At 67.6% G+C, this 14,404-nt stretch carries 13 protein-coding genes; 7 read left to right on the top strand and 6 right to left on the bottom strand.

What is annotated here, in order from left to right; translation table 11 throughout:
- Positions 1-12 precede the first annotated feature (12 nt).
- Positions 13-1,959, top strand: coding sequence for a peptidylprolyl isomerase (locus ASE72_RS17470; RefSeq protein ID WP_056024649.1), 1,947 nt, complete (start codon positions 13-15; stop codon positions 1,957-1,959).
- A complete protein-coding gene (gene trpE, locus ASE72_RS17465) occupies positions 1,943-3,448 on the top strand; it encodes an anthranilate synthase component I (protein WP_056024646.1) in 1,506 nt (501 codons plus the stop codon). Before ASE72_RS17470 ends, trpE begins: the two co-directional genes overlap by 17 nt.
- A 54-nt stretch (positions 3,449-3,502) precedes the next feature.
- Here the strand turns inward: trpE and ASE72_RS17460 are convergent, their stop codons facing one another.
- Positions 3,503-3,952, bottom strand: coding sequence for a hypothetical protein (locus tag ASE72_RS17460; RefSeq protein WP_056024643.1), 450 nt, complete (start codon positions 3,950-3,952; stop codon positions 3,503-3,505).
- Between the two features lie 271 nt (positions 3,953-4,223).
- On the opposite strand from ASE72_RS17460, the gene ASE72_RS17455 reads away from it, so the two are divergent.
- From ASE72_RS17455 to moaC, 4 genes are read left to right on the top strand one after another with little or no spacing between them, the layout of a single operon-like run.
- Positions 4,224-4,826: an anthranilate synthase component II gene (locus tag ASE72_RS17455; RefSeq protein ID WP_056024640.1), complete on the top strand. Its 603-nt coding sequence runs from the start codon at positions 4,224-4,226 to the stop codon at positions 4,824-4,826.
- A complete protein-coding gene (gene trpD, locus ASE72_RS17450; protein ID WP_056024637.1) occupies positions 4,823-5,815 on the top strand; it encodes an anthranilate phosphoribosyltransferase in 993 nt (330 codons plus the stop codon). The genes ASE72_RS17455 and trpD overlap by 4 nt, the downstream gene beginning before the upstream one ends.
- Position 5,816: 1 nt before the next feature.
- Positions 5,817-6,593, top strand: coding sequence for an indole-3-glycerol phosphate synthase TrpC (gene trpC / locus ASE72_RS17445; RefSeq protein WP_056024634.1), 777 nt, complete (start codon positions 5,817-5,819; stop codon positions 6,591-6,593).
- On the top strand, positions 6,590-7,063 hold the full coding sequence (moaC, locus tag ASE72_RS17440) for a cyclic pyranopterin monophosphate synthase MoaC (protein WP_056024631.1): 474 nt from the start codon (positions 6,590-6,592) through the stop codon (positions 7,061-7,063). The genes trpC and moaC overlap by 4 nt, the downstream gene beginning before the upstream one ends.
- A gap of 45 nt (positions 7,064-7,108) precedes the next feature.
- Here the strand turns inward: moaC and ASE72_RS17435 are convergent, their stop codons facing one another.
- The 5 genes from ASE72_RS17435 to ASE72_RS17415 form a co-directional block, all read right to left on the bottom strand.
- On the bottom strand, positions 7,109-7,408 hold the full coding sequence (locus tag ASE72_RS17435; protein ID WP_056024628.1) for a putative quinol monooxygenase: 300 nt from the start codon (positions 7,406-7,408) through the stop codon (positions 7,109-7,111).
- 81 nt (positions 7,409-7,489) lie between these two features.
- Entirely contained in the window at positions 7,490-9,130 is a 1,641-nt protein-coding gene (locus tag ASE72_RS17430; RefSeq protein ID WP_200916369.1) for a Na+/H+ antiporter, read from the bottom strand.
- A 100-nt stretch (positions 9,131-9,230) separates the two neighbouring features.
- Complete coding sequence (locus ASE72_RS17425; protein WP_056024626.1) at positions 9,231-9,845, bottom strand: response regulator transcription factor; 615 nt, start codon at positions 9,843-9,845, stop codon at positions 9,231-9,233.
- Between the two features lie 46 nt (positions 9,846-9,891).
- Positions 9,892-12,450, bottom strand: coding sequence for a PAS domain S-box protein (locus ASE72_RS17420; RefSeq protein WP_156350621.1), 2,559 nt, complete (start codon positions 12,448-12,450; stop codon positions 9,892-9,894).
- 398 nt (positions 12,451-12,848) lie between these two features.
- Positions 12,849-13,463, bottom strand: coding sequence for a gluconokinase (locus ASE72_RS17415; RefSeq protein WP_235532433.1), 615 nt, complete (start codon positions 13,461-13,463; stop codon positions 12,849-12,851).
- A gap of 179 nt (positions 13,464-13,642) precedes the next feature.
- On the opposite strand from ASE72_RS17415, the gene ASE72_RS17410 reads away from it, so the two are divergent.
- Positions 13,643-14,380 carry an outer membrane protein gene (locus tag ASE72_RS17410; RefSeq protein ID WP_056024616.1) on the top strand — a complete coding sequence of 246 codons (738 nt, stop codon included), beginning with the start codon at positions 13,643-13,645 and terminating at the stop codon, positions 14,378-14,380.
- Positions 14,381-14,404 lie beyond the last annotated feature (24 nt).

The following is a 14,404-nucleotide window of genomic DNA, read 5'->3' as shown; positions in this document are numbered from 1 at the left end:
GATCGGCCATTCATGCTCAGTTTCTTCCGCCGCCTCACCCAGTCGAGGTTCGGTGTGATCATCACCTTCGGGGTCCTCGGGATCATCGCGCTGGCCTTTGCGGCGGGTGACATGACCGGCCTGGGCAGCACCGGACCGGGTGGCCTGACGGGCGATCACGTCGCCACGGTCGGCAAGGCGGACGTGACCGCGAACGAGCTGCGCACGCGCGTCCAGACCGAGATGGAGGGCTTCCGCCAGCAGCAGCCGACGCTCGACATGGCCAGCTACGTCCAGCAGGGCGGCTTCGACGGCACGCTCGACCGGATCGTCGCCAGCCTCGCGCTCGAACAGTTCGGCCGTGCGCAGGGCATGGTCGTCAGCAAGCGCGCGGTCGACGGACAGATCGCCAGCATTCCCGCGCTGCAGGGGCCGACGGGCAAATTCGACCCGATGCTGTATCAGCGCGTGCTCGTCGAGCGGAAGCTGACCGACGCACAGATCCGCAGCGACATCGTCCGCGATACCTATGCGCAACAGCTGATCCTGCCGACGCGCGGCGCCTCGCAGGTCGCGAGCCAGCTGGCCCTTCCCTACGCCTCGCTGCTGCTCGAAAAGCGCAGCGGCGTCGTCGGCTTCATCCCGACCGCCGCGGTCCCTGCGGGCCCCGCGCCGACCGATGCCGAGCTGAACACCTTCTACCGCCGCAACGTCGCCCGCTACACCGTCCCCGAGCGCCGCGTCGTCCGCTACGCGCTGGTCGATGCGAACCAGGTCAAGGCGCAGGCCACGCCGACCGACGCCGAGATCGCGCGCCAGTATCAGCAGGATCGCGCGCGCTACGCCCCGACCGAAAAGCGCACGATCACGCAGGTCGTCGTCGCCGATCAGGCGGGCGCGACCACGCTCGCCAACGCGGTCAAGGGCGGCCGTACGATCGCACAGGCAGCCCAGGCTGCCGGACTCGAGGCCTCGACGCAGACGGGCGTCGAAAAGGCGGCCTATGCCGGCACGACCAGCGCGCAGGTCGCGGATCAGGTGTTCGCCGCGGCGAGCGGTGCGGTGGTCGGCCCGGTCCGCACGCCGCTCGGCTGGACCGTCGTGCGCGTCGACACGATCGAGAACGTCCCCGCCAAGACGCTCGACCAGGCGCGTGCCGAGATCGCGACCGCGCTCGGCGCGCAGAAGGCGCAGGAAGCGCTGAGCAAGATCCACGACGCGATCGACGACGGCCTGTCGAACAACGCGACGTTCGACGAGATCGTCGCCGACCGCAAGCTGACCGCGACGACCACGCCCGGCCTGATCGCCGACGGCACCAACCCCGACGCGCCCGGCACCCCGGCCGATCCCGCGCTCGCGCCGATCCTCAACGCCGCGTTCCAGGCGAGCGAGGGCGACGCCCCGCAGATGGTCCAGACCGGATCGGATGGCAGCTTTGCGCTGGTCGGGCTTGGCCGCGTCGTCCGCGCCGCGCCGCGCCCGCTCGCGCAGGTCCGCCCTGCCGTGCTGCGCGATCTGACCGCCGACCGCGCCGGCCAGGCCGCGCGCAAATATGCGAATGCGGCGCTCGCCAAGATCAACGCGGGCATGTCCGTCCAGCAGGCGCTGGGTCAGACCGGATTCGCGGTCCCGCCCGTCCGCCCGCTTACGGCGGCACGCGCGCAGATCATGCAGAACCCGCAGGGCACGCCTCCCGTGCTCTCGCTGATGTTCAGCATGGCGCAGGGCACCGCCAAGACGCTTGCCGGCCCCGATGGCTGGTTCGTCGTCAAGCTCGACAAGATCGATCCGGGCAACGCGACGGGCAATCAGGGCGCGATCCGTGCGGCACGCGGTTCGATCGCACGCAGCGTCGGCGGCGAATATGTCGAGCAGTTCGTCAAGGCGGTCCGTGCGCAGGTCGGCGTCAAGACCGACCCCGCCGCGGTCGCCCGCGTCCGCACGCAACTCCTGTCGCCGGATGGCTCCAATAACTGAGTCGGCACGCGCCGCGCTGGCCGCGGGACGGCCGGCGCTCGTCTGGCGACGTCAGGTCGCGGACACCGAGACGCCCGTCGCCGCCGCGCTCAAGCTCATCGAGCCCGGCCGCGGCGACTTCCTGCTTGAATCGGTCGAGGGCGGCGCAACGCGCGGCCGGCACAGCCTGATCGGGCTCGCCCCCGACCTGCTGTTCCGCGCGGTCGGGCAGAAGGCGGAGATCAACCGTCGCTGGGCCACCGACCGCGACGCGTTCGAGCCGTGCGCGGAACCGACGCTCGCCGCGCTCCGTGCGCTCGTCGCCGAATGCCGTTCGGACGTTCCCGACGAACTGCCGCGCGCGCTTGCCAGCCTTGTCGGCTATTTCGGCTATGAAACGGTCGGTCTGGTCGAGACGCTGCCGCAACCCGATCGCGATCCGCTGGGGCTGCCCGACATGATCTTCGTGCGGCCGACGGTCGTGCTCGTGTTCGACCGTCTCGCCGATGCGCTGTACCTCGTCGCGCCCGCCTGGCCCGACGTGTCGCTCGATCCGGCGACGATCGTCGCGCGCGCCGAGGAGCGTCTCGATGCCGTCGCCGCGCGACTTGCCACGACGCCGCTTCCCGCCCCGGTCCGCGCCGACTGCCCCGAGCCGCGCTACACGCCCGCGATCGCCCCCGAACGGTACGGCGAGATGGTGGCCAGTGCGAAGCGCTACATCCTCGCGGGCGACATCTTCCAGGTCGTGCTCGCGCAGCGGTTCAGCGCGCCGTTCTCGCTACCGCCGTTCGAGCTCTACCGTTCGCTGCGGCGGATCAACCCGTCGCCCTTTCTCTACCATCTCGATCTGCCCGGCTTCTCGCTGATCGGTTCGTCCCCCGAAATCCTCGTGCGCGTCCGCGATGACGAGGTGACGATCCGGCCGATCGCGGGCACGCGACCCCGCGGACGCAGCGCGGCGGAGGACGAGGCGAACCGCGTCAGCCTGCTCGCCGATCCCAAGGAGCGCGCCGAGCATCTGATGCTGCTCGATCTCGGGCGCAACGACGTCGGTCGTGCGGCGACGCCGGGCTCGGTCCGCGTGACCGACAGCTACGGCGTCGAATTCTACAGCCACGTCATGCATATCGTCTCGAACGTCGTCGGCCGGCTGTCCCCCGACAAGGATGCGCTCGACGCGCTGTTCGCGGGCTTCCCCGCGGGCACGGTCAGCGGCGCGCCCAAGGTCCGCGCGTGCCAGATCATCGCCGAGCTCGAACCCGAGCGGCGCGGTGCCTATGCCGGCGGGGTCGGGTATTTCTCGCCCGACGGATCGATGGACTCGTGCATCGTCCTGCGCACCGCGGTCGTGAAGGACGGCATGATCCATGCGCAGGCCGGTGCGGGGATCGTCGCCGACAGCGATCCGGCGTCCGAACAGCGCGAGTGCGAGGCCAAGGCCGGCGCGATCCTGGCTGCCGCGCGCGAAGCGATCACGCGCGCCGCCGCGCCGACCTTCGGACAATAAAAAAGCCGCTCTCGTCCTGGACGAGAGCGGCTTCCGGATTACCCCGGCTTCGGCTTAGCGGCCGTCCGCCTGCCCCGTCGCAGCCGCGCGACGCTCGGCGGCAAACGCGCGCGCGCGCATCTGCGAACAGCCCGACTGCCCGCCTGTCCCGACCGGCGAACAGGTATCGGGGAGGCCACCCGCGACGCGTCCGACCTCGTCCGCCGTCGCGGCGCGGTTTACCCAGCTCTGGTTCTGGGCGGCGATCGGGCCATCGTCACGCAGTTCCTTCGGGATGCGATAGGGCTGGTCGAGCGTCGAGCACACGACGATCTCGCCCGTGCTCGACGCCGGACATTTCTGCCCCGCGCCCAGCGTGACGCTGCGGATCCGCTGCGGCGGCTGGCCGGTCTCCGATCCCTGGTCCTGCCCCTGTTCCTGCGCTACGGGCGCGGCAGGCGCGGTCTGGGCCGAGGCCAGCGCGGGCGTGGCGAGCAAGGCGGCGATAAGCGTCAAACGAAACATGTATTAGGGCTCCTGTTATATACGGAACGTCTACCGCGCCACGTTTCTCCATGCTGAATGCAAAGCGCCCTGCATAGGCCTGCATAGGCGTGCATCGCACCGCCCAAACCACGCTCGACTTCCCCATCGCATACGTCGAACGCATCATTGCTCCCTGTCATGCGCCCTGTCATGCGCATCTTTGCACTGCTGTCTTCTCCCTGGACATCCCCCTCCGAATCCCTGCCCGCAACACCATTGCACGACGCCCGTCATCGTCTATGGCGGGGCGATGATCCTGGTCGTCGACAATTACGACAGCTTCACCTGGAACCTTGTCCATTATCTGATGGAGTTGGGCGCCGAGGTGGAGGTCGTCCGCAACGATGCGATCTCCGCCGGACAGGCTCTGTCGTCGGGCGCGGACGCCTTTCTCATCTCGCCCGGCCCCTGCACGCCGACCGAGGCAGGCGTCAGCCTCGACCTCGTCGCGGCCTGCGCCGACGCGGGCAAACCGCTGCTCGGCGTGTGCCTGGGGCACCAGGCGATCGGCCAGCACTTCGGCGGCAAGGTCGAGCGCGGCGGGCTGATGCACGGCAAGACCTCCCCCGTGCTGCACGACGATACCGGGTTGTATCACGGGCTTCCGTCGCCGTTCATCGCGACGCGCTATCACTCGTTGATCGTCAACGCGGTCCCCGACACGCTCGTCGTCAACGCCACCGCGCAGGACGGCACCGTCATGGGCTTCCGTCACGCGACGCTGCCGATCCACGGCGTGCAGTTTCATCCCGAAAGCATCGCCACCGAACACGGCCACGCCATGCTCGCCAACTTCCTGACGATGGCGGAAATTCCGCACGAACTGCCGGCGCGGCTGCGGGTGCCGTCATGAGCGTGACGGTACTGCTCCCCGATCCCTCGACACCGCTATCGCGCGAATCCGCGCGCGCGGCGTTCGCCGACATCCTCGATGCACGTGCGAGCGAAGACGCGATCGCGACGTTCCTGACCGACCTGTCGCGGCGCGGCGAGACCAGCATTGAAATCGCCGAGGCGGCGCGCGCGCTGCGCGACCGGATGATTCCGATCGACGCGCCCGCGGGAGCGATCGACGTCTGCGGCACCGGCGGCGACGGCCATCACACACTCAACGTGTCGACCGCGGTCGCGCTCGTCGTCGCCGCGTGCGGTATCCCCGTCGCCAAGCATGGCAACCGCGCCGCCTCGAGCAAGGCGGGCGCCGCGGACACGCTCGAGATGCTCGGTCTCGACATGGACCGTGCCGGGGCGACGGCCGAGGCGAGCCTGCGCGACATCGGCATCGCGTTCCTTTTCGCCGCCAACCACCACCCGGCAATGAAGCGCATCACGCCGATCCGCCGCCGGATCGCGACGCGGACGATCTTCAACCTGATGGGCCCGCTCGCCAACCCCGCCCGGGTCACGCGCCAGCTGATCGGCATCGCCCGCCCGGACTATGCCGCGCTCTATGCAGAGGCACTCGAACAGCTCGGCACCGAAGCGGCGTTCGTCGTATCGGGCGAGGAGGGACTCGACGAGCTGTCGGGCGCCGGCCACAGCGTCATCGCAAGCGTCGGCACCGCCAAACTGCCACGCCGCGTCACGCCCGAGGATGCAGGGCTTGTCCGCCATCCGATCGACTCGATCCGCGGCGGCGACCCGGCGCATAATGCGGACGCGCTCCGCCGTCTGCTCAAGGGCGAGCGCAGCGCATACCGCGAAGCCGTCCTCCTCAATGCCGCCGCGGCGCTCGTCGTTGCCGGCCACTCCCCCACCCTCGTCGACGGGGCGGTCTCGGCCGCCACCGCGCTCGACGACGGCAGCGCGGATGCGCTGCTGGCCCGCTGGATTGCCTACTGACATGACCATGCTCGATCGTATTCTTGAGACAAAACGTGCGGAGGTCGCCGCGCGCAAGGCCACGACCTCGCTGTCAGACATCGACGCGGGCATCGCCCGGATGTCCAAACCGCGCGGCTTCCGCGCCGCGCTCGACGCGAAGACGGGCTATGCGCTCGTCGCCGAAGTCAAAAAGGCGAGCCCGTCGAAGGGACTGATCCGCGCCGATTTCGATCCCCCCGCGCATGCCCGTGCCTATGAGGCCGGGGGTGCCGCCTGCCTGTCCGTCCTGACCGACGAGACGTGGTTCCAGGGGGCCGATGCCTATCTCACCGCGGCGCGCGACGCGGTCTCGATTCCCGTTTTGCGCAAGGACTTCATGGTCGATCCCTGGCAGGCGACCGAGGCGCGCGCGATCGGCGCCGACGCGATCCTGATCATCGTCGCGGCGCTCGACGACATACAGATGGCAGAGATCGAGGCCTCGGCACTCGAATGCGGCATGGACGTGCTCGTCGAGATCCACGACGCGCATGAACTCGAGCGCGCGCTGAAGCTCAAATCCCGGCTGATCGGGGTGAACAATCGCGACCTGCGCGACTTTACTGTCGACTTTCAGCGGACATACGACCTCGTCGACCGCGCGCCGCGCGACTGCACGTTCGTGGCGGAAAGCGGTCTGACGACGCGCGCCGATCTCGATGCGATGGCGGAGAAGGGCATACGCTGCTTCCTGATCGGCGAGGCGCTGATGCGGCAGGATGATGTCGAGGCGGCAACGCGCGTGCTGATCGGATGAGCGGCCTTACGCATATCGACGGCGCCGGCGCCGCCCGCATGGTCGATGTCGGCGGCAAGACGCCGAGCGCACGCGAGGCCGTGGCGACCGGCCGTATCACCATGTCCGCGGAGGCGGCGCTGGCAATTGCCGATGGGTCCGCCAAGAAGGGCGACGTGATCGCGGTCGCCCGTGTCGCCGGGATCATGGCGGCAAAGCGGACGAGCGATCTCGTCCCGCTCTGCCACCCGCTCCCGCTCACCAAGATCACGCTCGACCTCGACGTCGACGCAAGCGGCGTCACCGCGACCGCGACCGTCGCGACCGACGGCAAGACGGGCGTAGAGATGGAAGCGCTGACCGCCGTGAGCGTCGCGCTGCTGACCGTCTATGACATGGCAAAGGCGATCGACAAGGCGATGGTGATCGACGGGGTTCGCCTGCTCGAAAAGCGCGGCGGCAAGTCGGGCGACTGGACCGCCCCGCGCTGAGCAGAGCGGGCGCGATCCGAGCTCTAGCTCAGCTAGGCTCCGACGTCATTCCGCGACGTCGATCGCCTCGGCCTTGATGATCGTCGGCCGTGCAGCCGCCAGGTCGCGCGCGGCGGCACCGAATGCCTTGAAATGGTCCGACTGCATATGCGCGTCGACCGCCGCATCATCGACATAGCGCTCGTTGAAGACGAACCGGCGGTCGCCGTCGGATTCGCGCCAGAGTTCGTAATAGAGCACGCCGGGTTCCTGTCGCGAGGCCGCGACACAGACGCGTGCCGCCTCGATGAACGCATCCTCGCACCCGGGCCGCGCAGAAACGAACGCGACGATCTTTACCGCCATATCAAGCTCCCAGTTTTGATGGTGACGTGTGCGCCCCTGCGCCGTCCCGCGCAACCCCGCCACGGTCTGGTATAGGCACCGCTACCCGCGATAGCGTGCCTCGAGCAGATCCAGCTCACGGACGAGTTTCTGGACCGTGACGCTGCCGATCTGCCGCTCGCGGGCGAGTTCGATCACGAGCGCACGCTCCGCCTGGAGCGCGACGAGCTTGAAGTCGCGCTCGAGGCGATCCTGAAGTCGCGCCTCGGCGGCCATCTTGGCGGATCCGCCCCGGCTGTCGATCCGGTCGCGATAGACGTCCATGACGCGCCCGCCCGCGGTCGCGTAGAAATCGGCATCGCCCATCCGCTCGGCCAGGTCATGCTGCGATCGTTCGACCGCCCGGATCGCCGCCTGCGCCGCCGCCACCCGCGCGGCATCCTCCTCCGCCTGGAGTGAGGGTTCCGACGGCATCGTCAGGCCGTTCAACAGCACGGGAAGCGCGAGACTCGCGACGATCAGCGACACGATGATGACGCCTGCCGCAAGAAATATCGCGAGGTCGCGCGCGGGGAACGGCGTTCCGTCGTTGAGTACCAGCGGGATCGTCAGGACGCCTGCCAGCGTGATCGCGCCGCGCACGCCGGCGAGCGACATCGCGGCGACCAGCCGCCAGTCGGGGCTCTGCTGCGTCGCCCCGCCGCGGTTCCGCCGCCGCAACAGCGTCAGGCGCAGCGATACCCAGACCCAGGCGAACCGCAGCATGATCAGCCCCGCGACGATCGCGAGCACGTACGCGCCCAGCCACCACGTGCCCGCATGCCCGGTCAGCTGCACCGTCTGCCGTGCCACCGCGAAGATCGCGGGAAGCTGCTCGCCGAGCAGCACGAAGATGATGCCGTTCAGCGCGAACTGGATCGTGTCCCAGACCGAATTGCGACGCATCCGCGTCGTCGGCAGCGCCTGCCGCGAGATCTCGGCAAACGTCATCGTGACGCCGGCCGCGACGGCGGCAAGGATGCCCGATGCATGGATATGCTCGGCGAACAGATACGAGCCGAACGGGATCAGCAGGCTCACGAGGATCTGCGACCCCGATTCCTCGCCGAACCGCCGCGAGACCCAGGCCTTGGCGCGGGTGACCGCCAGCGTGACGACGACGCCCACGACCAGCCCCGCACCCGCGACCCACAGGAAGCTGAAGGCGGCATTCGACGCCGAGAATGTTCCGGTCAGCGCGGCCGCGATCGCGAAGCGGAGGCAGACGAGACCCGATGCGTCGTTGAGCAACGATTCGCCCTCGAGGATATGCATCATCCGCTTCGGGATGGGCACGCGTGCCGCAATCGCGGAGACCGCGATCGGATCGGTCGGCGACACGACCGCCGCAAGCGCGAACGCGACCGCGAGCGGCATCGCCGGGATCATCCAGTGGATGAACAACCCCATCCCGATCACGGTGATCAGCACCAGCCCGAGCGCAAGCTCGACGACTGTCGACAGATCCTTCAGCAATTCGTCCTTGGGGATCCGCCATCCATCGAGAAACAGCAGCGGCGGCAGGAACAGCAAAAGGAACAGCTCGGGATCAAGCGTGACGCGATAAGACGTCGAGAGGCCGATCACCGCGCCCAGCATGATCTGCACCAATGGTGTCGGGATCGGCACGGGAAGCATTCTTGAGATGGAGCCGCTCACGACGACCGCAAGCAGGAGAAACAGGACGATCGAGACGGCTTCCAACAGATACTCCCGGATTGAGACGCCCCCTCTTAAGGACCTCGATCCGCACGCAACACCCCCTTTGGACACGCGCAGACGTCACATCGCACTGTCCGCGACACTAGTCGGCGGTGACCAGTCCCGCGGCAAAGGCGATCCGCAGCGCTTCGGACAGGCTGCGAACATCGAGCTTGTCCATCAGATTGGCGCGATAGATCTCCACGGTACGCGGACTGAGGCTGAGTTCATGCGCGATCACCTTGTTCGGGTGGCCCTCGATCAAGCCCCTCAGGACATCGGTTTCTCGCGCCGACAGGCGGGCAATACGCGCACGCGCAGTCCTGGCGCGCTCCGCGGCGACGCTTTCCGTCTCGAACCGGTCGAACGACTGGTCGACGATGCGCAGGAGCACATGCGGATCGCAGGGTTTTTCGAGAAATTCGAACGCGCCCGACTTCATCGCTCGGACCGCCAGCTGCACGTCACCCTGCCCCGTCAGCATGATCGGCGCAAACCGCGGCGCGAGCGGTGCGATCCTTCGAAGGACCTCGAGCCCCGTCGTCCCGGGCATGTGATGATCGAGCAGAACGACCCCCGGATCGCAATCGTCGAGCGCGGCCAGGAAGAGATCGCCCGATCGAAACGCGCGGATGATCAGGTTCGATCGAAGCGACAGCAGCCCCTGGACCGAGGCTCTGACCGCATCATCGTCGTCGACTATGTAGATGGTGCGCATCTGCGTGTCCTTTCAAGCGGCGTAGGGTGGGTTCGGCACGACATGGTCATCGCGGTCGAACGCAGGGCAGGGTGAACCGGAAACATGCGCCGCCGTCGGGCATGTTCGATGCGGTGAGCATTCCGCCATGCGCTTCGACGATGCGACGGCATATCGAGAGGCCGATCCCCATCCCCCCCTCGCCCTTCGACGACGTGAACGGGGTGAAGAGGCGCGAGAGCACGGCATCCGACAACCCCGGGCCCTGGTCCCGAACGCTGATCTCGATCTCGCTCGGCGACAGGCGACGCGAACCGATCGTCACCTCGCGCCGATCGGGCGGCATGCCGGCCAACACCTCGAATGCATTGCGGATGAGATTGACCATGACCTGCTGGATCTGGATCCGGTCCGCGAGCATGACGTCGGCGGACCGCGACAGCGCGAAGGTCACGCGGATATCCGGGCGCTGGCTTCCTGCCGCCAGCAGCGCGGCCGCCTCGCGCAGCGTCGTCTCCACCGGCTCGATCCGCATGTCGGATTCGCGCTTGGCGACGAATTCCCTCAGGCGGTGGATGATGTCGCCCGCGCGCAGCGCCTGCGCATTGGCAAGGTGCAGCATCTCGCGCAGCCGGGGCTGGTCGACCTGACCGTCGGGTACATCGAGAAGCAGCTCGCCCGTCGCGACGAAATTGGCGATCGCCGACAAGGGCTGGTTGAGTTCGTGCGCGAGCGCCGCCGCCATCTCGCCGACCGCGTTGAGGCGAACCACGTGCATCAGCTCCTGATGCACCTGGCCGAGCCGCTCCTCCGCGGCGATCCGGTCCGATATGTCGCGCACGAACCCCGTGAAGACGCGTTCGCCCGCCACCCGCGCTTCGCCAACATGCAGTTCGATGGGGAAAATGCTGCCGTCGACGCGCTTTGCCGTCAGCAGCCGGCGATCACCGATGACGCTCCGCGCGCCCGCCCGCAGATATCGCCTGAGATACCGGTCGTGCCGTTTCGCATCGTCGTCGGGGATCAGCGTGGCGACGTTGCTGCCGATCGCGTCCGCGGCGCAATAGCCGAACATCTGCTCGGCCGCCGCGCTGAACGAGCGGATCTGCCCCCGTTCGTCAATCACCACCATCGCATCGGGTACGGTTTCCAGGATCGACCGGAGCTGTGCCTCCTGCGACAGCAGCGCCGCCTCGCGTTCCTCGTGCCGGGTGATGTCGAGCGTCAGGCCGACGGTCTTCACGAGATTGCCCGCGCGATCGTAGAAGCACCGCGCCGATCCCTCGAGCGCGCGCCGGACCCCGTTCGCCTGCGACAGGCGGTAGGTGTAGCTGATGCGGTCCGCCCGTGTCGCGACCGCCGCGGAGATCGTCCGCTGGATATCGGCGAGGTCGTCGGGATCGACCAGCGCGGCCCAGCTTTCGAAATCCTGGATCGTGCCAGGAATGATCCCGAGCCTTTGCTCCGATCCTGCGGCCCAGGTCAGCCGGCCCGACGCAACGTCCCATTCGAACAGGCCGATCTCGTGCGCGGTCGCGGTCAGCGCGAGCCGATCCTCGCTGGCGCGCAACGCGGCCTCCGCCTTCAGCCGCGCGCCGATATCGGTCATCGACAGCACCAGAACCGCGCCGCGCGCCGAGTTCGCGACGGGACGCGCATGCTCGATGACGTGGACGAGCCGGTCGTCGCGGCATCGCTCGACCAGCTCGCGTTCGACATCGGCGTGCCGCGCCCGTGGTGCAGCCGCGCCGCCAGGCGCACGCGAATCGAGCAGCTCGTGCTTGGCCCGCCCGAGCGCCTCGCGTTCCGACCAGCCGTACAGGTCTTCGCAACCGCGCGACCAGTGCACGATCCGCCCGTCTGCATCGATCAGCGCCATCGGCGCCGCGTCGAGCGCTTGGCTCAGTTCGACCAGTGCCGCACGCCGCTTCGCCGCGCTCCGCATCGACCATGCCAGCAGGATCGCGATCGCCGCGAAGTTCAACGCGATCGTCGACATTTCGCCCCATAGCGGCGTGACCCACCCCGCCTCGACGGCCCCGAATTCGGCGAGCGATGCCAGCACGGGCTCGACCATCAGGAGCGGGACGACGAGCCGCATGACGCGCCATTCGGGCGATGACAGCCCTGCCGCGACGTCGATATCGCTACGCCACGCCAGCACCCCCAGCGCGAGCAGCAGCGTCTCGATGGCGGCAGGCAGCGAGGTCGAGAACAGGCGCCACCCCGCCGCATCAAGCGCCTCGGCCATCGGTACGAACAGCAGCGACAGGCTTGCGAATGCCAGCGCCGATCCTGCGATGCCGAGCGTGACATAGCCAGCACGACGCGTGGCGACCGGTGTCAGCATGATCGCCAACGGAAGGCCGATCAGCACCAGCGCATGGATGATCCCGGGCGGCGTCGCGCGACCTGCGAGCGAACGGTTCACCTCCGCGACGAACAGCCATCCGTCGATGCCCAGTCCCAGCGACGGCAGCGTCACCAGCCGTGCGGCGCCGATCGCGATCGGAACGATGAGCAGCAGCCGGGCCAAGCGGTGCGACTGTGCTGACACGTACAACCCGAAGCCTGCCGCCATGAACAGGTATGCGACGCTGCTGAACGGCAGTGACGGCTCGATCATCCCAAAGCTTGTCAGATCGGGTTTATCGAGGATCCAGCCCAGCAGCGTCAGCAATGCACTGACCGCCCCGCCGCAAATCCCCCAGCGAGCGATAACGAGCCCCGGGAGTCTGGCCTGCCTTTCCGGTCTTGCTCTGTCGCGATTATCCATCAGCAGCAAATACTATACAATTCGGCCCACCGACACCTAAGCTAACCGTAACCGTTTTGAGGTTATTTGCCCGCTGTCGACCCGATGTCTTTCAGACTGGTTGCCGGAGATAATTAACCAACTCATTTATACGAATTGGCGAAGACCTGTCATGTTGGCTGATAAAATGGCGGATGCGCTGGAACTACGACAAGTCCGGTCGACACAGGCGCTGGCACTGCGAGAATCTCTCTACCTCTGCTTCCGGTTTATCGCACGTGTCCCCCTTGAGCGGGGCTGTTCGTCCGAAGCCATGCGAGCGCCAGGTTGCATAGCGCGTCGGGTGCCGTCGTGGCCTCCAGCGTCAACGCGCATTCATCAGCCCCCGGCGGTTCGAGTATCGCCAGCTGGCTCTCCAGGAGGCTGGCGGGCATGTAATGGCCCGCCCTGGCGACGAGGCGTCGTGTCAGTTCCTCTTGTCGCGTTTCAAGCAGGATGAAGCGCAGCGGCACGTGCGACGCGGCCGACAGCCGGTCGCGATAGCTGCGCTTGAGGGCCGAGCACGCCGACACCGCGATCCCGGCCCCTGCCCCCGTGCCTGCTGCCCCACTGCCCGCCCCGCCGGCTGCTGCCACGCCGATCGCCTCGCCCAGCCGGTCGAGCCATGGCCAGCGATCCGCATCGTCAAGCGGTTGCCCGGCCCGCATCTTCGCGATGCTCGCGGCCGCATGATAGTCGTCCCCCTCGAGCAGCGGACAGCCGATACGCTGCGCAAGCAAGGCCGCGAGCGTCGACTTGCCGCTGCCACTGACGCCCATCACGACGACGCCGTGCGGCACCGCCGGGCGATATCGCGTGCCCATCGCTTTAGGCTCGATTGGCATATCCCACTCCGCTTTCATGAATGCGCCTTGCAGTCCGACGCGCCGCTATCGGTCGTCTCTATCCGATTGACCATTACGACTTTTGTCGCGGTACTGCCGGAGACTTTCCCGATCGCCCCGGAACGGACGAACACCAACGGAGTTTTTCGTCGAAACAAGGGGATGGTACGATCAAAGACATGAGAAAACGGACCGTTCTGTTCGCGCTGATGGCAGCGAGCACGCCCATCCCCGCGCATGCGCAGACCTTCGTGGATGTCTTTGCAGGTCGATCCTTCCCCGAACGGACCGCGGCCTCGATCACCGCGAACGAAGCCAGGATCGACGATGTAATCATTCCCGCACAACTGCGGATCAACGTCGAAAGCCTGAAGCCCACCCATTCGACGATCTTCGGCGTCCGGGCGGGGCACTGGTTCGACTGGTTCGGCGTCGCGGTCGATGCCGCCACGCTGAACCCCGACGTGAAGCGACAGACCGTCCGCGCGACCGCGAATCTGCGCTTCGACGAGCAGGTCTTCGGCAGGGAAGTCATCGTCGACCCGGGCCGGTCGGTCGCGGTCGACATACCCCGCGTCGGCGTACCCACCACGGCCACCTTCGCGGCCTTGGCGATGGTCCGCGTACCGCGTTCCGGCGTGCAGCCCTATGTCTTTGCCGGACCTGCCTATCTCGTTACCGACAGCGACATCAGCGGGCACTGGGGCGTACGCGCCGGCGGCGGGGCCAAGATACCGCTGTCCCGCTCGATCGCCGTGTTCGGCGAGTATCGGTATACCGGTGTCAACGACGCGCGTGCCGTGGCCGGTCGCATCGGTGGTACCGCACGCGGCGTGTCGGGCTCGACCGGCGATATTCTCGTCGGTCTCGACGTGCGCAATCACAGCCTGGCTGGCGGCATGAGCTTCTCGTTCTGACTTGAGGCAAGCGCACGGCGCGGC

Origin of the sequence: Sphingomonas sp. Leaf20 (genome assembly GCF_001421535.1) — a bacterium.
In the GTDB taxonomy this organism is placed as follows: Bacteria; Pseudomonadota; Alphaproteobacteria; order Sphingomonadales; family Sphingomonadaceae; genus Sphingomonas.
This window is presented reverse-complemented; position numbering and strand designations above follow the sequence as displayed.

Excerpts from the sequence above, each read along its gene's own strand:
- ASE72_RS17470 (WP_056024649.1), top strand. The coding sequence starts at position 13 with ATGCTCAGTTTCTTCCGCCGCCTCACCCAGTCGAGGTTCGGTGTGATC.
- trpE (WP_056024646.1), top strand. The coding sequence starts at position 1,943 with ATGGCTCCAATAACTGAGTCGGCACGCGCCGCGCTGGCCGCGGGACGG.
- ASE72_RS17460 (WP_056024643.1), bottom strand. The coding sequence starts at position 3,952 with ATGTTTCGTTTGACGCTTATCGCCGCCTTGCTCGCCACGCCCGCGCTG.
- ASE72_RS17455 (WP_056024640.1), top strand. The coding sequence starts at position 4,224 with ATGATCCTGGTCGTCGACAATTACGACAGCTTCACCTGGAACCTTGTC.
- trpD (WP_056024637.1), top strand. The coding sequence starts at position 4,823 with ATGAGCGTGACGGTACTGCTCCCCGATCCCTCGACACCGCTATCGCGC.
- trpC (WP_056024634.1), top strand. The coding sequence starts at position 5,817 with ATGACCATGCTCGATCGTATTCTTGAGACAAAACGTGCGGAGGTCGCC.
- moaC (WP_056024631.1), top strand. The coding sequence starts at position 6,590 with ATGAGCGGCCTTACGCATATCGACGGCGCCGGCGCCGCCCGCATGGTC.
- ASE72_RS17435 (WP_056024628.1), bottom strand. The coding sequence starts at position 7,408 with ATGGCGGTAAAGATCGTCGCGTTCGTTTCTGCGCGGCCCGGGTGCGAG.
- ASE72_RS17425 (WP_056024626.1), bottom strand. The coding sequence starts at position 9,845 with ATGCGCACCATCTACATAGTCGACGACGATGATGCGGTCAGAGCCTCG.
- ASE72_RS17420 (WP_156350621.1), bottom strand. The coding sequence starts at position 12,450 with ATGATCGAGCCGTCACTGCCGTTCAGCAGCGTCGCATACCTGTTCATG.
- ASE72_RS17415 (WP_235532433.1), bottom strand. The coding sequence starts at position 13,463 with ATGCCAATCGAGCCTAAAGCGATGGGCACGCGATATCGCCCGGCGGTG.
- ASE72_RS17410 (WP_056024616.1), top strand. The coding sequence starts at position 13,643 with ATGAGAAAACGGACCGTTCTGTTCGCGCTGATGGCAGCGAGCACGCCC.